We start from the raw sequence: 21,620 nt of genomic DNA, 5'->3' as shown, positions 1-21,620 counted from the left end.
CAGCCATGGCGCGACCTCAGACCCCGCCCGCGGCCACCGCCGTGAGATGCATGAACGAGATGATGAAGCGGCCGGATTCGGGCACCATGCACACCAGGGTGTCGCCCTCCTTGATCAGGCCCTCGGACAACATCTCGTCGAGAATGATGTAGATGCTGGCGCTGCCGATATTGCCGACCCTGGTCAGATTGCTGTACCAGTTCACCATCTCGCCCCGAGTGATATTGCGGCGCTTGAATTCACCGATCATCAGCTCTTTCATCCGCTCACTCGAGTAGTGCACCGGATACCAGGTGACCTTCTCGGGATCGAATTTGCCCGCGTCGACGAGTCGCTGGTACTCCTGGATGCCGACCTCGACCAGATGCGGCAGCAACGACAATTTCTGCCGAATCGCCAGCGCCCCGTCATGTGCGGCTTCGCTGGTCGTCGGATAGTCGCCCCAGGTCTTGGTGCAGGCATTGTCATTGCTGCCCAGGAACATGCACGCCTGTTCGGTATTGGCGTAAGAGGTCAGCGAGATCCAGTCGATGCGCAGACTGATCTTGCCCGGCTCCGGCTCGGACCGCAGCACCGCCGCCCCCGCACCATCGGAGAGCATGTATCGCAGAAAAGCGGTCTCCATGGGGAGCGTGCCCTCCTCGATGACCGATTTCATCTCGGCGTATCGCGAACTCTTGAATCCGCGCGAGGCGAATTCGCTCGCCACCGCGACGGCATTGGTCTTCTCACCGATGGCGACCTGTAGATAGGCATCTTTGAGTGCCATCATTCCGGAGCTGCAGATCCCGTGTGCGGTCATGACTTCCATCGGCGCATAGCCGAGTTCGCCGTGAATCATGCTGGCGTGGCCGGGCCCGAGCAGATCCGGCATGGTGGTCGCGGCGGCGAGCATTTCGACCTCATCGGGGCCGAGGCCCGCACGTTCCACCGCGGCGCGCACAGCCGCCGCGGCCATCGCCGCATTCGACATCACCGTCCGCTGATTCTTATCGATCGCGTAATGGCGGGTCTTGATACCGCTATTGCCCAGGATCATCTCGCGCAGATCCGCGGAGGCGAGACCGGCCTTGCCGATGTAGTCCTCGATTTCGTCATTGGGCACCGGATCGCCGGGCAGAAAACGGCCCGTCGCGGTGATGTAGGCAGTCATCGGCTCGCTCTCTCCCGCGCGGCCACCTTGCGCTGCAGCAGGTCGGTGAAGTCCTGGAAGGTTCGCACCGAGGCGATCCGCTCGTCGTCCAGGACGATGTCGTACTTCTTCCGGACAATATCGGCAATGGCGAGCAGGCCGAGCGAATCGATACCGAGTTCGTTCAACGCCGAATGACTCTTGATTTCGTCCCGCTCGATACCGTAATGCGAATCCAGATAGTCGAATATGTCCCGCTGGATTTCGTCTACTATCGACATGCGCTACCCCAATCTGCTGCGCTGGGCGTGCCCCGAAGCCGGGTGAACAACCTCGACCAAGTCTTACATCGGCCGCTACGACCGTCAAGGTGATCACCTCGAAAGATATTGTCCGACAATATAATTCGATTGCGTCAACCCCTACTCGGCAACCCCTATCGGCAGATTTCACGCCTTGACCGGCGGCCGCGCGCACCGATACAGTTTCCGGCATCGCTATCTTTTCGAATTCGCCCGGCGAAAGTGGGCAACACCATGGGCACGAAATCTTCGAAGCGAGCCGTCATATTCTCGTACTCGCAGACCGGCCAATTGACCGACACCGTACGGGCATTCACCGAACCATTGGCCGCGGCGGGCTGGCATATCCGGCATGTTCCGGTGACACCGGCGCGGCCGTATCCGTTTCCCTGGCCGATCGGCAAGTTCTTCGGCGTCTTCCCCGACAGCGTCGACGAAGCGGCCGCGATCGAGCTCGACACCTCGGCGGCGTCGCCGGGCTCGGAACCGGATGAGCTGGTCATCCTGGCCTATCAGGTGTGGTTCCTCGCACCATCGCTGCCCATGCGCACCTTGCTCAATGCCCATCCCGAGGTATTCGCCGATCGCGAGGTGCTGTCGGTGATCGCCTGCCGGAATATGTGGTATTCGGCCGCCGTGGAGGTGGATCAGCGGCTGCGGGCACTGGGAGCCAGGCATCTGGGCACTGTTGTCGCGACCGATACGCGACCTCAGTTCGTCACACTGGTCACCACCTTGCGGTGGCTACTGGGCGGAAAACGCGAAGCGCGTGGCGTTTTCGGCAGGGCGGGCATCGATCAGCGCGAGCTCGATCGGGTCCGCGACTGCGGAACCGCCTGGGCCGCAGGCGATCCCGATGTTTCCGGTAGCACGGTCGTCTACCCGATCGCGGGAGCCGACCTATTGGCTGGTCGAATCTTCCGGCGCTGGGGCAGGCTGATTCGCGCGGCCTCCCGCCGGGGCGCGATCTTGCGGGTCGCCACTTCGACGGGATTCGTACTCTGGCTCGGCGTCTCGCTCGCCTTGATGCCGCTGGGCGCGCTGCTCGCGCTGCCCATGCACCGCCGCATCGATCGGGCCATCGATAAGGCACTGGCGGGCAGTACCTTGCGGCAGCCCGAATCTCCCTCGGCGGCAAGCGAACAGGAGACATCCCGAATCATCCAACTGTCCGGTGACGAGTACGTGCTGCTCTTCGACGCACAGAACGAATCGACCTGGCGCGACGCCGTCGGCTACGTGCGCATGATGGATACCACGCCGCTCTCGGCCGTGGCCGTGTCCCGCGATGGCGAGCACGCCGACGGTGTCCTCGCGGACCCGTCCGGCACGGTGCTCGCGGCCTACGGACTCGACGGTACCGCCGCGGTGCTGCTGCGGCCCGATGCCTTCGTCGCCGCAGTACTACCCGGCGCCGATCCGCATCAGGAACTCATCCGCGCGATGCGCGACGCCACCAGCGACGACGCTCAGACCACCAGCTCCCGCTGAACGGCGGCGACGACATCCGCGAGCCGATCCCACAGGTAGAAGTGCCCACCGGGGAATTCCCGCAGCTCGAAGACGCCTGAGGTGTGTGACTGCCAGGCCTCGGCCTCGGCCCGGCTCACCCGCGGATCGCGGTCCCCGACCAGCACCGTCACCGGGCACCGGACCCGAGCGTCCGGCTCGGGCCGATAGGTCTCCACGGCCCGGTAGTCGCTGCGAATCGCGGGCAGGAATGCCGCGGCGATCTCGGGATCATCGAGCATTTCGACTCCCGGCCCACCGAGCAGCCGCAGTTCGGTGAGGATTCCGGCATCCGATCGCCGGTGCACCGATTCGTACCGCATCGCCGACGGCGCGCGCCGCCCCGATACGAAAAGATGCCGCGGCACGACGCCTTCGGCCTCCATGAGCCGAGCGACCTCGAAGGCGACCACGGCACCGAGACTGTGTCCGAAGAGCGCGATCGGCAGTTCGCGGTGCTCGAATACCGCAGGCAGCGCGCCCGCCGCCAACTCGGCCACCGTCTCCAGACACGGTTCCCTGCGCCGGTCCTGCCGCCCCGGAGTCTGCACCGCGAGCACTTCGAACGGTCCGTCGACGGCTCGGGCCAGCGTGGCGAACGAACTCGCCGAACCACCGGCGTGTGCGAAACAGATCATGCGCGCCACCGGGCGCGGGTGCGGCCGTAGGCGCTGCAGCCAGCGCTCGTGCACGGTGGATTCGGTCATCCGCGATAGTCTCCGATCAGTTCAGCACTTGGTGCTCAGCATAAAGCGCAGTTCGGTGCGCCTGCGCACCTTCAACTTCCGGTACACCCGCGTCAGATGCTGTTCGACGGTGCTGGTGGTGATCTCCAATTCCTCGGCGATCTCCCTGTTCCGCAGCCCTTTCGCCGCCATCTCCGCGACCCGGTGCTCCGCCGAGCTCAATGATCCGATGTCTAGTGCGGCGGTCGTGCGCACCGGCTCGACGGCCTCGGTCTGGTCACCGGACAGCCGCCGCACCAGCGGCTCCGCGCCGCAGTGCACCGCAAGGCGCAGCGCCGAACGCCGCAGCGATCTGGAACGGTCCACCTCGCCGAGCAATTCGTGGGTGCGACCGAGATCCGCGAGCACCGTCGCCAATTCGAGCCGATCATCGCTGCGTCGCGCGATCGTCTCGGCCTGGCGCAGCAGTGCGATGCGGTCGGACGGGTCGACAGTGGCGGCGATCAACCGCAGCGATACCGCGCCGGTGCCGTGTCCGCGCGCATCGCCGAGCCGAACCAGATGACGTTCGGCGAAGCCCCTCGCCCGATGGTGATCACCGGCCAGCAGATAGCCGAGCGCGACATCATTGCGCCACGGCACCAGGGCAGGCAGATCCATTTTCCAGCGCCGCATCAGGGAACCGCAGAGCTGGAAGTCGACAAGTGCGTCCGCGACGCGCTCGGTTGCCAATGCGAGGTGACCGCGCGCATGCAGATAGGGCAGCGCGAGCCGAGAGTCGAAGAGGCTCAACGGAACTTCGCGATCCAACTGCGCCTGCGCCTCGGTATACCGGCCCGCCGCGGTGAGCGCGCGGACATAACACCACAGCGGCCGACCGACAACCGTGCCCAGGTTGCCCGCTGGCACCTGATTCAGCGCCTGCACGGCATATCCGGCGGCATCGTCCAACCTGCCTTGACGCAGCGCGATCTCGGCCCGTAGACCGGCGAAGATCGCCTGCCAGGTCGGTGATGAGCGGGCTACCGATTCGGCGAGCAGGGCATCGCACCACGCGGTCGCCACTTCCAATTTGTCGGCATAGATGAGGCCCTCCAATGCGGTGGTGAGGGCCTCGACGGTGCCGGAGTCCAGCCGGTGCCGCGACAGGATCTGATGTGCGACCGGCACCGTTGCCGCACGACCGGCATCGGCGGCGATGGCAGACAGCAGATTCGCGGCCACCAGGTGCAGCGAGGGCGTTCCTTCGGCGCTGGCGGTACGTGGTTGCGTTGCCACCGGGACCTGTTGGCGCAGTGGGAGTTCGGGATAGGTATAGGCGATCCAGGAGCGGAGGAAGGTGAGTTCGTCGTGGTCGGCTGCCGCCGCGTCGGCCGGTGCCGGTCGCGCATCCCGTTCCAGTAGCCGCCATGCCGCGCGCGCATCGTCCATCCGCCCGTGCCACAGCAGATATCGCACCGCGGCGTGCAGGGCGGGCGCGGACAGAGTGCCAGCCCGCACGGCGGCATGCAATCTGGCGAAATTCCTGGTGGCCGTGGATGGGTTGATCCGCCACTCGATCGAGGCGAGTACGGCCGCGATCTCGGCCCGCTCGGCCGGGCCGATGGCGGTGCGGTAGGCCAGCTCCAAACATTGCACCGCGCGGTCGATCTCATCCAAAGCCAATGCCTCGTCCGCGGCGGTACGCAGGATCGCGGCCGCCCATGGGTACCGGGTCTCGCCCGACCGCACCAGATGTTCGGCGACGGTCGCGGCGGGCGCATCCCGGTCGTAGAGGGCGGCGGCGGCCCGATGGTGCAGCAGCCTGCGGGCATCGACTCGCATACCGCGCAAAATGCACCGGCCGACCTCCCGATGCCGGAACCGCTCCGCCTCCACGATTCCGCTCGCGGTCAACTGCGCGAGGATTCGGTCCACCGCATTCGGATCATGCTGCAGCACAATGGTGATCGTTTCCGCGGTACTCGCCGCGCCGAGCACCGCAATGGCCTCGCCGACCCGCACCTGCTCCACCCCACCTCGATGCAGCCGGTGCACGACCGCTTCACCGATATCACTGACCGCATGCCGACTGACGCCCGCGCGCAACACCTGTGGCGCATCCACTCGATCGGCGGCCTCGAGACATTCTTCGGGGTAGATATCGTCCGCCAACGCCGCTGACAGGCCGGTCGCGCCGTGCACAACCGGAATCGGTTTGGTGACAACGGGGTTCTTCCAGGTGGGTGCCGAGGGGCGGTTGCGCGCAGGCGGATCGAGTTTTCCCATACTTTGTCCCAGAATCGCAGGCGAATTGCATGGCAACGTCGCGGCAGCTCTGTCGCAACTGAACACGCAACTGAGTAGCAGATCATCAACTGTCGCTGCACCATTCAGATACCCAAGGAAACCGCACAGCGAGATTGCTGTCAAGGCATCGGGAATAGGCCAGGAGTTCGTAATAGGGGAAGCTTTAGGGGTTTCTGCGCCACTACATCTTTCGCCAAACTCACAGCATGAGACATAAAAGCACACCGGCGGGTGTTCCGTGCCGGTCCGAGCGTGCGGCACCGCTGTGCTGACCGATTTCGCGGCCGATGTGCTGGTGCGCAGGCACTTTCACGCACCGGCCGCGCGCCCGTCCGGTTGGCACGATATCTCCGCGGCAACGCTGAGCTCCTATCACCGCAGCGTCCTGCTCACCGACGGCACGGTGACCCGCACACTGGAGGCGCATGTGCTCGAGCCCGTCGAGGCGCGCTGCACCGCACAGCGCGAGACCACCGCCGCCGCCGCCGACCACGATGGCTGGCTCGATGTGCCGCCAGCGGAAAAAGTGCTGGTACGCAAGGTCGACCTGGTCGGTGCGCGCACCGGAACCCGGTATGCCAGAGCCGAATCCCTGATCGCGCTCGGCCGCTTGCCCGCGACGTTCTCGGCTGCCTTGCAGACCGAGGCGGCCGGTATCGGCGGCGCATTGCAGACCACCTCGTCGGAGTCGTATCGGCAGCTGTTGTTCTACGGCCGCACCGACGATGCGGTCTGCGCTCGGTGTTATCGCATCTACATTAACCGCAGACCGGCGCTGGTCATCCGAGAGTGGTTCCTGCGCTGAGCTGACAGGATCCTGCTATTGGCGATACCGCACCCACTCGTATCCAAAAGGTGAGCGATATAAAGCAATTAATCGACGATGTAATGCCAAAGCAATACCGCGGTGAGGTGAAAATGTTTCGGACTCGACTACTTCGCCCGGTCCCGATGTTGCTGACCCAACGCGCACTGCAATCCGGCGCCGCGATCGCATTCGAGGACAGATTACGGACCGTGGACTATCGCACACTGGAGGCCCGCACCGCGCGAATGGCCGGTCATCTCGTCGCGGCCGGACTGCGCGCCGGCGATTGTGTTGTGATCTGTCTCGGCAATCGGGTCGAGTCAATCGAGGCCACCATTGCGGTGACCCGCGCGGGCTGCCTCGGCATCCCGCTGAGCCCGAATCGCGGCGACGACGAATTCCATTGGCTCATCGCGCAGCACCGGCCATCCGCCCTCTTCGTAACCTCCCTATCCGAGGGACCCCTGCGAGCGCAGCGCACACCCGTGACGGTAGTCCTCCCCGAGGACGGCAGCACGACGTCAATTCCGGGGTGGTGCAAGCGCTTCGAGGACCTGGCGAGCACCGAACCCACCGTGCTCCCCCGCGACGACTACGGCATCGATGATCCGGCATGGATCCTGTACGCAGCACGCACCGCAGCCCGGCCCACGAGTGTGGTTGCGACCCAACGGAGTTCGATCTGGTCGGTGCTGTCCTGCTATCAGCGCATGTTCGCCGGTGACGGACTGCATCCGCTCCCGGTGCCGCTGTCCTACAGCTACGCACACATCCTGTGCATCCTTGGTGTTCTCGCACTCGGCGGCAGCGCCCGGCTGGCCGGATTCGTCCCGGACGAAGTCCTCGACCAGGCAGGCGGCCCCGATTACACCTTGCTCGCCGGACTCCGCCCACCCGCACGCATATGCCTCACCACAGGCCTCACCGGCGGCCCGGCCGAACTCCTCCGCCAAACCCCCCTACTCAACCTCCTGGTCCCCTGACCACCGCACACCCCCTCGCCCGCCCTCCTGAATAGTTGCCGCATAGCCCATGAGCATCTCGCGAAGGCTATAGAGGTAGTGATCGGATATGGGACAGCCCCACTAGCGGCCGTGCGGAGCGACGAGGCCGTGCTTGTGCGCGTAGACGACCGCGTGAATGCGATCGCGCACACCGAGTTTCGCGAGCACCCGGGATACGTGTGTTTTGACGGTCTCTTCGCCGACGCCCAGTGCCGCTGCGATCTCGGCGTTGCTGCGCGCATCGGCCAAGAGCAGCAACACTTCTCGTTCTCGGGCGGTGAGTTGTGCTACCTCGGGCGGGGTGTCCGGTGCGGCAAGTGTGCCGGCGAAGCGGGATATCAACCGTCGGGTCATCGACGGGTCGATCAGTGCGTCGCCACGGGCCGCGATTCGGATGGCGGCCACCAGTTCCTCCGGCGGCAGGCTTTTCAATAGAAACCCGCTGGCCCCCGCCTGCAGGGCACGGTAGAGGTTGGCATCGCTGTCATAGGTGGTGAGCACCAGCACGCGGGTGCCGCCCGCCGCGACAATCGCCGCGGTTGCCGCGAGTCCGTCCAGCTTGGGCATGCGGACATCCAGAATCGCGACATCCGGGCGCAGCCGCGCGGTTTCGGTGATGGCGTTGCGGCCGTCGCCGACCTCGGCGACGCATTCGAGATCGGTCTGACTGTCGACCACGGCGCGCAGTCCGGAGCGGAACATGCTGTGATCGTCGGCGATCAATACCCGGACCCGTGTGTTCACGAACCTCCGATCGGCAGGGAAACCCTGGTATGCCAACGGGTTTGCGCATCGTCCGGCCCGAATCGCAGTTCGCCGCCGAATAATTCGGCACGTTGACGAATCCCGCTGAGGCCTCGGTGCTCAGCTGGATCGCCGACGTCCACGGTGTCGGCCAGCGGATTGATCGACTCCAGCACCACCCGGTTCGGCTGATAATCCACGACCAGTCGCGCGTGCGCGCCGTCGCCATGACGCAGCGCATTGGTCAGCATCTCCTGCACGATGCGATACAGCGTGAGATTCAGCGAATCCGGCAGCTCGATCGCCGCACCGCGCGCGGTGAATTCGACGGCCAGACCGGCCGCGCGCACCCGCTCCAGCAGATCCTCGATATCGGCGAGTCCGGGCTGTCGCTGGCCGTCCTCCTCGCGCCCGTGGAGCAGATCGAGTTGGCGGCGCAGATCGACCATCGCCGCCCGGCTGCTCGACTCCACCGCGGTCAGCGATCGGGTGGCGGCGGCATTCCCGGTGTCGGCCATGGCGATTCGAGCCGCACCGGCATGAATGCCGATAGCGCTGACGTGATGGGAGATCACATCGTGCAGATCCCTGGCAATGGCGGCGCGCTCCTCGGTGACGGCACGTGCGAGCGCGGTCCGCTGCTCCTGTTCACGCAATTTGGCCTGCTGCTCCAGATCGGCGATATACGCGCCACGCGCCGCCGTATATCGGCCGACCAGCCACGGCACCACACCGGCGGATACCGTCGAAGCCAGCAGCAGCCGCCAATCGTGCGAGGTATTGCTCCTGATCAGCAGATGCGCACTCGCGAAGCCCGCGCTCATCGTGACCACGGTCAGCACCGATCGCGGACCCACCATCCAGGCGCCCGCCCGATATCCCGCCACCAGGAATCCGACATCGGCGAAGCGAGCGGCGAAGCCGTGCCGGTGCAGCATCAGCGCCTCGGCAAGTCGCAGCACCACCTGAATCAGGGCCACCGCACCCGCGGTGCGCGGCGGCGCGGCCAAGGCGAGATCGGCCGCGACGATGGCGATCAGCACCGCGGTCGTCTGCCATGGGGCCACCGCGAAGACCCCGTTCAACGTCAACATCGCGGCATCGACCGCCGCGGCCGCCACCGCGACCACCAACGATTGGCGGGCCAGCGATCTGCTCACATCCAACAGTTCGCACCACCTTCGCGCCGTCCGGGTCGAGCCGTCCGCGGGCGATCCTACCCAGCGTCAGCCAATATTCCTCGGACTCTGCCCGGGCGCCGGCCGCGGCGCATCCCCCGTCCGGGGGACCGCAAATCCCTCGTCAGCGCGATGTTTGCCCAGGCCAGCGCCCGTAGCGTGGCGTTGAAGCAGCAGAGCGGAGGAGCCATCGTGATCGGTGCGCAGTTGTTCATCTACGCCATACCGGCGTTCGCCGTACTCATGTTCGTGGAATGGATCGACTATCGCCGCGATCCGGATCGCCCGGCCAACGGTCACTCCGGACGGGATATGGCCGCCAATATCACCACCTATCTGCTCGGCCGATTCCTGAAGCCGGTGCTGCAGTATGTGATTCCGTTCTCGGCGGTGGTAGTCGCGGCCGCGATCACCCCGCTGCACCTGCCGCCGACCGCATGGTGGGTGTGGGTGCTCGGGCTGGTGGTCACCGACTTCTGCTATTACTGGGCGCACCGCGCCGACCATCGGGTTCGGCTGCTGTGGACCGCGCACAGCGTCCACCACTCCAGTCGATACTTCAATCTGTCCACCGCCATCCGCCTGCCATGGGTGCATCCGGCGGCCGCCATCGTGCGCGGATTCGCCTGGGTGCCAGCGGCTTTGATCGGCCTGCCCGCGTGGATGATCTTCCTGTTGCAGACCATCGGGCTGCTCTACCAGTTCCCGATCCACACCCAGCGCATCCGGACCCTGCCGCGCCCGATCGAGTTCCTGTTCAACACCCCCGCTCACCACCGCATCCACCACGGTTCGAATCAGCCCTACATCGATAAGAACTACGGCGGCGTCTTCATCATCTGGGACCGGCTCTTCGGCAGCTTCGCCGCGGAGAGCGAACCCATCCGCTACGGCCTCACCAAGAACATCGGCACGGACAACCCGCTGAAGATCAACTACCACGAGCTCGGGGCGCTGATCAGCGATGTGCGCCACGCGAATACGTGGCGCGGGCGCCTCGGCTACATCTTCGGCCCGCCCGGGTGGACCGAGGCCGATCCGCAGGTCGTCCCCGCAGCGGCGCGTGAGGGATCGGTCGCCGCATAGCTTCGTGGTCCGCGACTTGCCGAAGTCGCGGACCACCGCTAGATCGAGTGAATGAATATGCGGATGGCGGTGATCCGTCGACTATCGGGCGCGAATTCGACGAACGCGACACCTTGGGCCGCGTCGAGCCGGACGCTGGCGCTCACCGTGCGGCCTGCGGCGATCAGCTTGTCCCACTGCATACTTCGAGCCCGATTGGTGAATTCCTCCAGCGAGATCCTGGTTCCGGCCGGAAGTTCGATGGTCGTGCGCTCGCTGAGCAGGCGCCGAACCCGCGAGATATCGGTGGCCGCCGCGGCCGAGAACACCTGGGCCGCAACCCGTTTGCCTGACCCGCCGATGCCGCGCAGTGCCCGCATCATGCCGAGCATGCCGTCGAAGCCCTGATTGGCGATCAGCTGCGGCCCCAACTTCAGTGCCGCGCCGAGTCCGGGGAGTCCGGTACGCAGTAACTGCACGATCATCGCGGCCAATTCCCAATGAGCGGCCAGCCGGGTGATCTTCCAGACGCCGTCCTCCTCGACGAGGTCGTAGCGCAGGTGCATGGGCACCGCGACGGTGGCGCCGGTCGACATGGTTGTGCGGATCAGCAGATCGCGGACCACGGTCGACGGGCCGACGAAGTCGTGGTCGATCTGGAAGGCGATGGTGTTCGGGCCGATGAAGGTGTCATAGAACCGTTCGATCGCCGCGCGGCCGATGTGCGGGCGCGAACCGACCGGATCATTGACGGTGGCCGCGGCGGTGAACAGGTCGACCCAGGCTGCCTTGTCGTGTGCCGCCACCGCACGCGGTGACTCCTGGACGGCCGCGATCAGGTCCTTGGCTGTGGCATCCAGCGGCATGACAGTTCCTCCTAGCTACTGCGTAACATGGTAGAACATGTTCTAATCCCCCTGCCGATAGCAGGGCTGCCGCACACCCAAACACCGCCTCGCACTAGCTATACCTTGCGCGATACGCATGGGCTATGCGACCGCTGGAAAGACTTGGCGCGAGACTGGTCGTCCTGCGGGGGTACTCGGTGCTAGAGCGCTTGGGCGCCCCAGACGGCGCGTGAGCCGGAGTCTCCAACCCGATATATCTGGGCGGTCGCCGCACCGCCTGCGGCGATCGCCAGTACGGCCGCCAGCACGGTGACCACGCGTCCCAGCGGGCGGCCGCGCTCGTCGCGTAGGTGGATGACGATGAGTAGCGCCGTGACGAGCAGGAGTGGCACCGCGAAGTAGATCATTGTGTTGCCGAGGTCGGCGTGCTCATCGATGGCGGGGGATCCGCCGAGCTTGTGCTGGAGCCACTCCCCCGCCTCGGTCGTCACCGGTGTCAGGGCGACGGTGATCGCGGCCAAACCGGTGACCAGCCAGATCAGCCGCCGACGGGCCGCGGGCCACAGCGCGGACAAGACGAGCAGCGCCGCGGTCAACGGTACGAAGACCACGATGAGGTGCACCAGAAGAACGTGCGCGGGTAACCCGTTGATGGTCGACATAAAGCAACTCCCGGAGTTCGTGACCGCGGCGGTGGCGGCCCACCTTCAGCTCACGATTCAGTGCCGCACACGGTTCATCCCGGCACGCGCGTCGGCCGCCGCGATGCCAGAACCGATCACTCCCCCTCGACAACCTCCACCGACTCACCCACCGGATAGAACCGATGCACCGTGAGCGCCGCCGCCAGTAGCCGCGACCCATTGGGCTCGCTCGGATCGATACCGGTGAGTTCGGCGATCCGTTTGAGTCGATAGCTGAAGGTATTGGGGTGCACGTGCACCTCGGCCGCCGCCGCCTTGCGGTCGGACCCGTGCCGCAGATGCGCCTCCAGCGCCTCGAACAGGTGTGAGCGCAACAGCAGCGGAGCAATGCGATCGGCAAGCCGGTCCCGAGCCGGACCGGGCCGGGTCAGCTGATACTCCAGCAACAGATCGTCCAGGTCGTACAGCCCGCTGGGCCGATTGAGCAACCGGGCCAGTTCGGCCAGATCGGTCGCCTCCTGCACCGCGTGCGGCAGCAGATCCCGCTGCACCGCGCGACGTTCGGCGAGGAAGACATCGACGCCGAACTGTTCGGTGAGTTCGGCGGCCAGCCGCTCGTACTCCTTGGAATCGGATCCGCTCGGCAGCAGCGCGATTCCGGTCGTGCCATCGAAGGTGCTCAATGCCTTGGTCCCGGCGATCCCGTCCAATGCCCGCTGCAGCACCCGGATTCGGCGCCGGGTGAGCAGATCGGCGACCACGATCGGGTGATCGTCCGGGCGGATATGAATGGCCAGCACCGTATAGCGTTCGGTGAGAACGACATCCGCGCGAGCGGCCAGTTCCTCCGCGGGCTGGCCACGCAGCAGCGCCGAGCACAGCGCCCGCCGTGCCTCGCGTTCGGCGTGGTAGATCGACTGCTCCACATCGGTATACGCCTCCACCACGGCGACATTGATATCGCGCAGCAGATCGAGCAGCCGAGCGCCGAAGGCGATCAGATCCGGCATATCCTCCGGCATGGCCACCGCCGCGGCCTCCTGCACGAGCACCTGACCGGAACCGTGTACCGCATGCATCAACAGCCCCAAGGGAATTCGGTCCTCGGCATGCCGCTCGGCCACCGGACCGACGAATTCGATCACCTCGGTCCCGGTGAACACCCGCTGCTCCTGGATCGCGCGCAGGAAGGCCTGCCCGCATCCGGCGATCGCGGGCAGCACCTCGGCGGTGAAATGCCCATCCGGCAGATCCGCGGCCGGGGGCGTCGAGCCGAGGCCCGCCTCGAGCATGCGTTCGGCGATTTCGGGTAACCGACGAACCAGTCGGGCGATAATCGGTGCGTCTCCGGACAGCGGGGGCAGGACAACGGGCATGGCTTGCACGTTACCCAACGAAGCCATTTTCCGATAAATCTCGCAACCGCCCGGTTTTTGTCTCCGAAGACAAAATTTCCGTGGATTCTTCTCGTCGGCGTGCAGTGACAACCGGACCGGGCATGACCCTGCTCACCTGCGCATTCGACCGTGCTACCGGGTGACGACGGTCACCGTCAACACCGCCGATCGGAGAAAAACACCCCGCTCAATTGTGTTTCGGGACAATTATTTTCCCACCCCGACATTGCTACGTTGAGTATCGGTATTCCGGCGTCATTTCAAATAAAACACCGTGCCGGTGCGCCTTCGAAAGGATGTACAGGAATGAGCGTGCAGGCCGACGCCGGAAGGGAATCGGCGCACCCGGTTGCCGAAATATTTCGCTCGGATCGGCCACTACAGCCGGAGCTGGATCGGTTCTATCGGCCGCCCGCCGGTTTCGCACGCTTCGCCCCCGGCACCATCCTGCGCACCCGCGAGGTCGAGCTCGCGCTGTTCGGCCGTGTGCCACTGAAGTTTTCGGCCTGGCAACTGCTGTACCGGACCAGCAACCTGCACGGCACCGCGGAGGCGGCGGTGACGACGGTGCTGCTGCCATGGGACGCCGACCCGCGCGAGCCGCGGCCACTGGTCTCGTTCCAGTGCGCCATCGACGGCGTCAGCTCGAAATGTCTGCCCTCGTACGCTTTGCGGCGCGGCGCACGGGCGCTCGGCTCGATTCCGCAGGTCGAACTGCCCGTGATCACCTACGCACTGGCCCGCGGCTGGGCGATCTCGGTGCCCGACCACGGCGGGCTGGCCGGGCATTTCGGCGTGCCGCGCGAACCCGGCTACCGATCCCTCGACGCCATCCGGGCCAGTATGCGCTTCGCACCACTTGGCCTGAGCGAGGCGACTCCCGTTGCGCTGTGGGGCTATTCGGGCGGCGGCCTCGCCACGGCCTGGACCGCGGAACTCGCCGCCGGATACGCACCGGAACTCGATATCGTCGGCGCGGTCGCGGGCTCGCCGGTCGGCGATCCCGGTTCGGCCTTCGCGCGATTGAACGGCACCTTCTTCGCGGGTTTCGCGACGGTGTGCGTGGCCGGACTGCGCCGGGCGTACGCGGATCTCGATCGCATCCTGCGCGCCCATGTGAAGACCGAATTCCTCGATCTGCTCAGCGATGCCGAATCGCGCACCACACTGCATCTGCTGTTCCGGTTGATGGGCAAGAACGTCGACGACTACAGCCACCGCACTTTTGCCGAACTGCTCGCCGAACCCGATCTGCAGCAGATCATGGCCGATATCCGTCCCGGTGTGCAGGCGCCTGCCATGCCGCTGCTCGTCATCCAGGGCGTCAACGACGAGCTCATCGCCGTCGACGATATCGACAAGCACGTTGCCCGCTACACGGTCCGCGGCGCGCATGTGCGGTATCTGCGCGACCGCCTCAGCCTGCATATGCCGCTGCTGTTCATCGGCGCACCGGCCACCATGAACTGGGTGGCGGATCGATTCGACAACCGCCCGTTGCCCGCGGCGGGCACGAAGACGGTATGGTCGGTGGCCTTCACACGGCGAGAGGCACTGGGCCACTTGCGTTTCGCCGCGCTCTTCGTGCGCATGCTGACAGGCAGGCCGATCCGGCAGTTCCATCGGTAATCGGCGGGCATGACAGATGTCATGCCGGACCCGTGATGGTTGGCAGATCTGTCACCCTCGACCGATCCGTAACGTCATTTCACGTAGTGCACAGCCGATTTCACCAGCGAGGAGCACCCGTGATGACGACCACCGCACCGGCCCCGACCGCACAGCCACGCCTAGAGCCGATCCGCGTACTGGCCCCGATCGCCCGTGATGTCGCGGTGCCCGTCGGGGCGTACTTCCTGCTGACCGGCCTCGGCTACAGCGACTTCACCGGCCTGTTCGCGGGCACCCTGTTCGCGGGTGCGGTGCTGCTCATCGAAACCATCCGTTCGCGGCGCCTCGAACCGTTCGCCGCGATCATGCTCGGTGTCTTCGCCTTCGGTCTAGTCGGGTCGCTGATCAGCGGTGATCCCCGGATGATGATCGTCAAGGATTCCGCGGCCACCGCGATCATCGGTATCGCCTTCCTGATCAGCACCGCGGTCGGCAAACCGCTGACCTACCTGTCCGCGCGCAAGGCACTCGCGGCGGCCGGACCGGCCGCACTCGCCGAATTCGAGACCTCCTACCAGACGAATCCGGCAAAGCGGCGCGGCTTCAACACCCTGGCCTTGGCATGGGGCGTCGGCCTCGTCGCCGAAGCAACCGTCCGGATCCTGCTGGCCTACCAACTCCCCATCCACACCATGGCCTGGCTCTCACCGGTCCTGTCGGTCATCTTCTTCACCCCGCTGATCGCTCTCAGCATCCGCTTCGTCAAGCGCGCCCGCCGCGCCTGACTCCCGCTACTCGCGCCGCCGGTCCCGATATTCGGGGTCGGCGGCGAGGTCTTCCCAGAACTCGACATAGGCCCGTTCGTGCAGGATGCCGAGGCGCAGGATGCGCGCGCGAGAGACCGCGCGCGCCTTGTCGCTCGGATCTATATCGGCATACAGCGATCGATACAGCTCGAGGAGGCGGCGATGCTCCGCGGCCTCGCGGTTCGCCAGCGCGACCACATCGCCCGGGGCGCCCAGATCCGCGAAGAAGAGCTTGAGCTGTGCCGGATCCCGGGTCTCGGCGGGCGGACTCTGCGGATCGGCGAGCCAGCGCTTCAGCTCGGCCCGGCCCTTATCGGTCAGATGGAAGAGTCGACGCCGCCGCCCGGCCTGCTCGGCCTCCTCGTCGAGCAATCCCTGCTCGGTAAGGCGCACGGGAATCCGATAGAGCTGCGCATGCGGGACCGGCCAGAAGTAGTCGACGCTCTCCTCGAGCTTGGCCTTCAGCTCATAGGGCGTGAGCGGTCCGTACCGGGCGATGAGCCCCAGCACGATGTGGTCTTGCGGCCCGAGCTCCGTCATGCCTCCTCCATCTCATTGACACCGTCTCACCGAGACTATATGTTACTGCCATCGAGACCGTATCAATGAGACTATTGAGGAGTGACGATGCGCGACTTCGGCATCACCCTGTTCGACGAATGGACCGCGATGTGGAACGGCGACCTGGCGCTCGCGGACAAGATCATGGCCCCCGAATTCACGCTCCGCTACGCCCAGCCGGGCGCCGACGACTACGACGATATCCACCACCCGCAGACCTTGGCCGCCAAGATCGCCGAATTCCGTGCGCAGCGTCCCGGACTCCGATTCGCGCCCCAGGGTGAGTCGGTCGTCGAAATGGATGACACCCGAACGGGATTCGTGGCAAGCCCGTACGGAGCGGCGTACACCGGACCGGATGGCGAGCAGGTCGAGGTGAGCGGCACCGATATCCTGCGCATCGCCGCGGGGCTGATAACCGAGGTCTGGTCGGCCTCCGGTGGCGGCGCCGGTCGCAGCTTCTACTGACCGAGCGCCATCGGCGGGAGGTACTCACCGACCAGGGTGCGGCGCCACAGCATGTGCTCCTGCTGGAGTTCGGCGCGAGTTGCGAAGCGGTACAGGTAGATTCGCGCCCGCACATAGGTCGGTGGCGAGTCGGGGAAGGGACAGCGGCGCAGTAGCCGCAATGTCGCGGGGTCGTTACGCAGCAGTCGTTCGACGAAGGCGAGCAGCCAGCCGCGGGCGTAGGACGGGGAGATCGCGGCGAACCACATCAGCCAGTCCAACCTGAGGTGGTACGGGGCCCATTGCCGTGGCCACCGGCGCGGATCACCCGGCTTTCCCTTGAACTCGTACTCCCGCCACAGTGTCCGGTCGGTGATCTCCGCCTCGTCGGTGCCCTCGAACACCACCTCCTCGCGGGTGCGGCCGATACTGCCGAACGCACCGTAGGTATTGACCAGGTGCAAGGGGTTGAAGGACGCATTCATTCGCTGCTGACGCGAGAGCAGATTGCGGGCGGGCCAGTAGCTCAGCAACACCACCAGGACGGTGCACGCGAGCACCAGACCGGCGAACCACGGCGGCGCAGCGGGCATCGACGGCGGATCCGGCACGGGCAGTACCGCTTTCGCCGAGGACACATCGATCACGGTGGTGGCCAACACCATCGTCACCCAGTTCAACCAGGCGAAATTGCCGGACAGCACCAGCCACAGCTGGGTGACGATGATGATCGCGGCGGCCACGCTCGCCACCGGCTGCGGTGCGAAAAGTCCCCAGGGCACAACGAGTTGGGCGAAATGATTGGCCGCCACCTCGACTCGATGCAGCGGTTTGGGCAGGCGATGGAAGAACCAGCTCAGCGGGCCGGGCATCGGCTGGGTCTCGTGGTGGTAGTACAGACAGGTCAGATCGCGCCAACAGGAATCGCCGCGCATCTTGATCAGTCCGGCGCCGAACTCCACCCGGAACAGCAGCCACCGGGCCAACCACAACACCAGCACCGGCGGCGCGACCCGATCATTGCCGAGGAAGATCGCCAGAAATCCGGTCTCGAGCAGCAGCGACTCCCATCCGAACGCGTACCAGGCCTGCCCGACATTCACGATCGATAGGTACAGCGCCCACAGGGTCGCCCATAGCAGCATCGCCGTCCACAGCGGCACCAGCCGCAACACACCGGCCACCACCGCGGCCGACAGCGCCGCACCGGACCAGGCGACCACGGCGAAGAACCGATCGGAATAGTGGAAATGGAAGATGCTGGGAGCCCGGCGGAATTCGACCCGCCGGACGAATCGGGGCACCGGCAACATCCCATTCGCACCGATGAGCGCTCGGAATTGCCGCGCCGCCGCCACGAAGGCGATCAGATAGATGACGGCCAGACCGTGCTGGAAAACCAGTCTGCCCAACCAGTACTCGGATTCGGTGAACGATGGCATGCCCGCTCCTTCGTACCGCTACCCCCGCCGGTATGGCGCCCGCCCCTCGGGTAGCAATGGCTCGGGTCGATCGGATTGCCGCGGGATCGGCAGCGTCACGGCGACATCGCCGAGCGTTGTCACGCGACCGTGATGGCGCAGGACGAACGAATCTCCGGACAGCAGTCGATAAGTCGCGGAATCGGCGGTGATCTCGACAGCTATGCCACTGCCGCGCCAGATGATTCGGAAGGCCAAGCGCTCGATATTCGCGGGAAGTCGTGGTGCGAAACGTAATTCACCACCGCCGTCGCGCATCCCGCCGAATCCGAAGACGCAGCAGAGCCAGGCTCCCGCGAGTGAGGCCATATGCAGGCCGTTGGCGACATTGTGATGCAGATCGTGCAGGTCGGTCAGTGCGGCTTCGGCGAAATAGTCGAAGGCGAGCGAGAGGTGGCCGACCTCGGCGGCCATAACGGACTGGGCAGCGGCCGACAGCGAGGAGTCGCGGACGGTCAATGCCTCGTAATAATCGAAGTTGCGCGCCTTCTGCTCCGGGGTGAAAGCGTAGGGGCACATGTACATTGCCAAGGTGAGGTCGGCCTGTTTGACGACCTGCCTGCGATACAGATCGAAGTACGGGTAATGCAACATCAGCGGATACTTCTCGGACGGCGTCGCGGCGAAATCCCAGCGGGCATGGTCGGTGAAGCCCTCCGACTGCTCGTGCACCCCGAGTTGCTCGTTATAGGGCAGGAACATGCATTTGGCGCGGTCGCGCCAGCCGCGGATCTCCTCGGCGTCGACCTCCAACCGCTCGGCGATATCCGGCTGGCGCACACAGGCTTCGGCGGCTTCGTCCAGGTTCCGCTGCGCCATCAGATTCGTATAGAGGTTGTTATCGGCGAGTGCGGAGTATTCATCGGGACCCGTCACGCCGTCGATCCGGAAGTTCCCCGCTGTGTCGTAGTGCCCCTGGCTCACCCACGACCGGGCGGTCTCCACCAAAAGCTCGACACCGCAGCCTCTTTCGAAGTGCTCATCGCCGGTCGCGGCGAGATATCGGACCACCGCGTCGGCGATATCGGCATTGACGTGCACCGCCGCGGTGCCGGTCGGCCAGTAGCCGGAACCCTCGTCGCCATTGATGGAGCGCCATGGGAACATCGCTCCGGTGTGACCGAGTTCGCGTGCGCGCCGACGGGCCCCGTCGAGGGTGGCGTGCCGCCAACGCAGTGCATCACCCGCGGCCACCGGCACCGTGTAGGTCAACACCGGCAATACGAAAGTCTCCGTGTCCCAGAATGAATGCCCGTCATAGCCGGGCCCGGTCAGCCCCTTGGACGGTATCGCGCGGGTCTCACCGCGTGCACCCGCCTGCAGGACATGGAACAGCGCGAATCGGACGGCCTGCTGCAGTTCCGGATCGCCGTCGATCTCGATATCGGCGGTGGACCAGAAGTGGTCCAGATAGGCGCGCTGCCGGGCCAGCAATGTATCCCAGCCGGTCTCCAGACCGGCAGCCAATGCCGCATCCACCTGGGCCCGCAGCGCCGGTACCGAGCGCCGACTCGACCATCCGTAACCGAGATACTTCGTCAACCGCACGCGCTCGCCCTTCGCGACATCGACCGCGATCGTCAAGCGTGCCAGGTCGTCCTCGGCGTGCACACTGCAGCGCGGGGTCGCGTCGACCTCGAGTTCATGGTCCATGGCCGCGGCCATGCGCAACCCGGATCGCCGGGTGTGGTGGGCGAGCACAGCGGCGAAATCATGGGCCGCGCAGAAGTCCGCAACCAGAGGGCGGTCCAATGCGGCGGCGAGCCGAGGATCGCCGTGCGAGGTCGGAACCGGTTCATTGGCGAGCAGGTCCGATTGGATGACCAGCTCCAGATCGTCATCGAGGGGTTCGACCTCGTAGCGGATCGCGGCCAGGGCGCGTTCGGTGAAGGACACCAGTCGCTCCGAGTGGATGCGCACGCATCGCCCGGTCGGCGACGTCCAGACGGTGGTGCGCCGCAACGTGCCCGACCGGAAGTCCAGCACCCGTTCGTGTTCGACGGCCTTGCCGTAGCGCATATCCATCGGCTCGTCCTCGACGAGCAGCCGAATGATCTTCCCGTCGGTCACATTGACGACGGTCTGGCCCTCGTCCGGATAGCCGTATCCCGCCTCGGCATAAGGCAATTGGCGCTTCTCGTAGTACCCGTTGAGATAGGTGCCCGGCTTGCCGACCGGCTCCCCCTCCTCCAAGGTGCCGCGCAGCCCGATATGTCCGTTGGCGAGCGCGAAGATCGACTCGGTTCGGTGCAATGCCTCGAGATCCAGTCCGCACCAACGCAAGTGCCATGGCGCGATCTCGAAGCCACGGCAGTCGGTGCTCATTGCGGTGGCCCGAGCTCGGCCAGATCGGTGACGACCACGTCCGCCCCGGCCCGACGCAATGCCTCGGCCTGCGTACCGTCGCGTACTCGATCGACGCCGACGACATATCCGAACTCACCGGCCCGCCCGGCCGTCACCCCCGCGATGGCGTCCTCGAAGGCCGCGGCCTGTTCCGGTTTGACGTCCAGTGCCTGCGCGGCCACCAGAAATGCGTCCGGCGCGGGTTTGCCGCGCAGGCCGCGGCTGGCGATTTCGACTCCGTCGATGCACACATCGACGAACCGGGTCAGATCCGCGACCGCCAACACCTCATGGGCGTTCGCCGATGCGGTCACCACACCCGTTCGCAATCCGGCCGCGCGCGTCGCGTGCAGATAGGCCAGCGATCCCGGATAGACATGCACGCCGTCGCGTTCGAGGAACGACAGGAGCAGCCGATTCTTCCGATTGCCGAGGCCATGCACGGTGGGCTCGCCTTCCGCCGCATCGGGTTCCCCGTCCGGCAGCGTGATCCCGCGCGACTTCAGGAACTCGCGGATACCGTCCGCCCGCGAGCGGCCGTCCACATAGCCCAGATAGTCCGATTCGGTGAACGGGTGGAACGGGCCGGGGCTGCGTCCGGCCAGAAACTCGTCGAAGACCGCCTTCCACGCCCGCCGATGCACCGCCGCGGTATCGGTCAATACACCGTCGAGGTCGAACAGCGCCACCGAGATCGTTTCGGGCAATCCGAGCTCCCGGAGATCATGGCTGGGCGTCATATCCAAGCGGTACCCGAGGACG

General features: G+C 65.7%; 20 protein-coding genes. 7 read left to right on the top strand and 13 right to left on the bottom strand.

The window, feature by feature from the left end; translation table 11 throughout:
* Window positions 1–16: 16 nt before the first annotated feature.
* Both ACQP1T_RS08500 and ACQP1T_RS08495 read right to left on the bottom strand, forming a co-directional pair.
* Window positions 17–1,153, bottom strand: a complete 1,137-nt coding sequence (locus ACQP1T_RS08500; protein ID WP_433759391.1) for a 3-oxoacyl-[acyl-carrier-protein] synthase III C-terminal domain-containing protein — start codon at window positions 1,151–1,153, stop codon at window positions 17–19.
* A complete protein-coding gene (locus ACQP1T_RS08495) occupies window positions 1,150–1,413 on the bottom strand; it encodes an acyl carrier protein (protein ID WP_433759390.1) in 264 nt (87 codons plus the stop codon). Before ACQP1T_RS08495 ends, ACQP1T_RS08500 begins: the two co-directional genes overlap by 4 nt.
* Window positions 1,414–1,725: 312 nt before the next feature.
* Here ACQP1T_RS08495 and ACQP1T_RS08490 point away from each other — a divergent pair, with 312 nt between their 5' ends.
* A complete protein-coding gene (locus tag ACQP1T_RS08490; RefSeq protein WP_433759389.1) occupies window positions 1,726–2,925 on the top strand; it encodes a hypothetical protein in 1,200 nt (399 codons plus the stop codon).
* Here ACQP1T_RS08490 and ACQP1T_RS08485 read toward each other — a convergent pair.
* Both ACQP1T_RS08485 and ACQP1T_RS08480 read right to left on the bottom strand, forming a co-directional pair.
* Window positions 2,904–3,650: a thioesterase II family protein gene (locus tag ACQP1T_RS08485; protein WP_433759388.1), complete on the bottom strand. Its 747-nt coding sequence runs from the start codon at window positions 3,648–3,650 to the stop codon at window positions 2,904–2,906. The two genes, ACQP1T_RS08490 and ACQP1T_RS08485, sit on opposite strands and share 22 nt — an antisense overlap.
* Window positions 3,651–3,671: 21 nt before the next feature.
* The gene (locus ACQP1T_RS08480) at window positions 3,672–5,897 is read right to left on the bottom strand and encodes a LuxR C-terminal-related transcriptional regulator (RefSeq protein ID WP_433759387.1); all 2,226 of its coding nucleotides are present in this window, start codon (window positions 5,895–5,897) and stop codon (window positions 3,672–3,674) included.
* A 259-nt stretch (window positions 5,898–6,156) separates the two neighbouring features.
* Between ACQP1T_RS08480 and ACQP1T_RS08475 the strand changes: the two genes are divergently transcribed.
* Together ACQP1T_RS08475 and ACQP1T_RS08470 are read left to right on the top strand one after the other, a co-directional pair.
* A complete protein-coding gene (locus ACQP1T_RS08475) occupies window positions 6,157–6,723 on the top strand; it encodes a chorismate--pyruvate lyase family protein (RefSeq protein WP_433759386.1) in 567 nt (188 codons plus the stop codon).
* A gap of 113 nt (window positions 6,724–6,836) precedes the next feature.
* The gene (locus ACQP1T_RS08470; RefSeq protein WP_433762095.1) at window positions 6,837–7,709 is read left to right on the top strand and encodes an AMP-binding protein; all 873 of its coding nucleotides are present in this window, start codon (window positions 6,837–6,839) and stop codon (window positions 7,707–7,709) included.
* A 102-nt stretch (window positions 7,710–7,811) separates the two neighbouring features.
* Here the strand turns inward: ACQP1T_RS08470 and ACQP1T_RS08465 are convergent, their stop codons facing one another.
* Both ACQP1T_RS08465 and ACQP1T_RS08460 read right to left on the bottom strand, forming a co-directional pair.
* Window positions 7,812–8,474, bottom strand: coding sequence for a response regulator (locus tag ACQP1T_RS08465; RefSeq protein WP_433759385.1), 663 nt, complete (start codon window positions 8,472–8,474; stop codon window positions 7,812–7,814).
* Window positions 8,471–9,634 carry a sensor histidine kinase gene (locus ACQP1T_RS08460; protein ID WP_433762093.1) on the bottom strand — a complete coding sequence of 388 codons (1,164 nt, stop codon included), beginning with the start codon at window positions 9,632–9,634 and terminating at the stop codon, window positions 8,471–8,473. The genes ACQP1T_RS08465 and ACQP1T_RS08460 overlap by 4 nt, the downstream gene beginning before the upstream one ends.
* A 210-nt stretch (window positions 9,635–9,844) precedes the next feature.
* Here ACQP1T_RS08460 and ACQP1T_RS08455 point away from each other — a divergent pair, with 210 nt between their 5' ends.
* Window positions 9,845–10,738 carry a sterol desaturase family protein gene (locus tag ACQP1T_RS08455; protein WP_433759384.1) on the top strand — a complete coding sequence of 298 codons (894 nt, stop codon included), beginning with the start codon at window positions 9,845–9,847 and terminating at the stop codon, window positions 10,736–10,738.
* Window positions 10,739–10,776: 38 nt separating this feature from the next.
* Here the strand turns inward: ACQP1T_RS08455 and ACQP1T_RS08450 are convergent, their stop codons facing one another.
* The 3 genes from ACQP1T_RS08450 to ACQP1T_RS08440 form a co-directional block, all read right to left on the bottom strand.
* On the bottom strand, window positions 10,777–11,583 hold the full coding sequence (locus ACQP1T_RS08450) for a nuclear transport factor 2 family protein (protein WP_433759383.1): 807 nt from the start codon (window positions 11,581–11,583) through the stop codon (window positions 10,777–10,779).
* Between the two features lie 182 nt (window positions 11,584–11,765).
* Window positions 11,766–12,227 carry a DUF2231 domain-containing protein gene (locus ACQP1T_RS08445; protein ID WP_433759382.1) on the bottom strand — a complete coding sequence of 154 codons (462 nt, stop codon included), beginning with the start codon at window positions 12,225–12,227 and terminating at the stop codon, window positions 11,766–11,768.
* A 116-nt stretch (window positions 12,228–12,343) separates the two neighbouring features.
* Window positions 12,344–13,585, bottom strand: coding sequence for a PucR family transcriptional regulator (locus tag ACQP1T_RS08440; protein ID WP_433759381.1), 1,242 nt, complete (start codon window positions 13,583–13,585; stop codon window positions 12,344–12,346).
* Window positions 13,586–13,912: 327 nt separating this feature from the next.
* Here ACQP1T_RS08440 and ACQP1T_RS08435 point away from each other — a divergent pair, with 327 nt between their 5' ends.
* On the top strand, window positions 13,913–15,235 hold the full coding sequence (locus ACQP1T_RS08435) for a lipase family protein (RefSeq protein WP_433759380.1): 1,323 nt from the start codon (window positions 13,913–13,915) through the stop codon (window positions 15,233–15,235).
* 122 nt (window positions 15,236–15,357) lie between these two features.
* Entirely contained in the window at window positions 15,358–16,002 is a 645-nt protein-coding gene (locus ACQP1T_RS08430; RefSeq protein WP_433759379.1) for a VC0807 family protein, read from the top strand.
* 6 nt (window positions 16,003–16,008) lie between these two features.
* Here ACQP1T_RS08430 and ACQP1T_RS08425 read toward each other — a convergent pair whose 3' ends face one another.
* On the bottom strand, window positions 16,009–16,563 hold the full coding sequence (locus tag ACQP1T_RS08425) for a PadR family transcriptional regulator (protein ID WP_433759378.1): 555 nt from the start codon (window positions 16,561–16,563) through the stop codon (window positions 16,009–16,011).
* A gap of 87 nt (window positions 16,564–16,650) precedes the next feature.
* Between ACQP1T_RS08425 and ACQP1T_RS08420 the strand changes: the two genes are divergently transcribed.
* Window positions 16,651–17,052, top strand: coding sequence for a nuclear transport factor 2 family protein (locus ACQP1T_RS08420; protein ID WP_433759377.1), 402 nt, complete (start codon window positions 16,651–16,653; stop codon window positions 17,050–17,052).
* Here the strand turns inward: ACQP1T_RS08420 and ACQP1T_RS08415 are convergent.
* From ACQP1T_RS08415 to ACQP1T_RS08405, 3 genes are read right to left on the bottom strand one after another with little or no spacing between them, the layout of a single operon-like run.
* Window positions 17,046–18,473: a lipase maturation factor family protein gene (locus ACQP1T_RS08415; RefSeq protein ID WP_433759376.1), complete on the bottom strand. Its 1,428-nt coding sequence runs from the start codon at window positions 18,471–18,473 to the stop codon at window positions 17,046–17,048. The two genes, ACQP1T_RS08420 and ACQP1T_RS08415, sit on opposite strands and share 7 nt — an antisense overlap.
* 18 nt (window positions 18,474–18,491) lie before the next feature.
* Window positions 18,492–20,837 (bottom strand): glycoside hydrolase family 65 protein, encoded by a 2,346-nt coding sequence (locus ACQP1T_RS08410; RefSeq protein ID WP_433759375.1) that lies wholly within the window; start codon window positions 20,835–20,837, stop codon window positions 18,492–18,494.
* Window positions 20,834–21,598, bottom strand: coding sequence for an HAD family hydrolase (locus ACQP1T_RS08405; protein ID WP_433759374.1), 765 nt, complete (start codon window positions 21,596–21,598; stop codon window positions 20,834–20,836). Before ACQP1T_RS08405 ends, ACQP1T_RS08410 begins: the two co-directional genes overlap by 4 nt.
* Between the last annotated feature and the right edge of the window lie 22 nt (window positions 21,599–21,620).

This window comes from Nocardia sp. CA-135398, assembly GCF_050955845.1.
GTDB lineage: Bacteria > Actinomycetota > Actinomycetes > Mycobacteriales > Mycobacteriaceae > Nocardia.
This window is presented reverse-complemented; position numbering and strand designations above follow the sequence as displayed.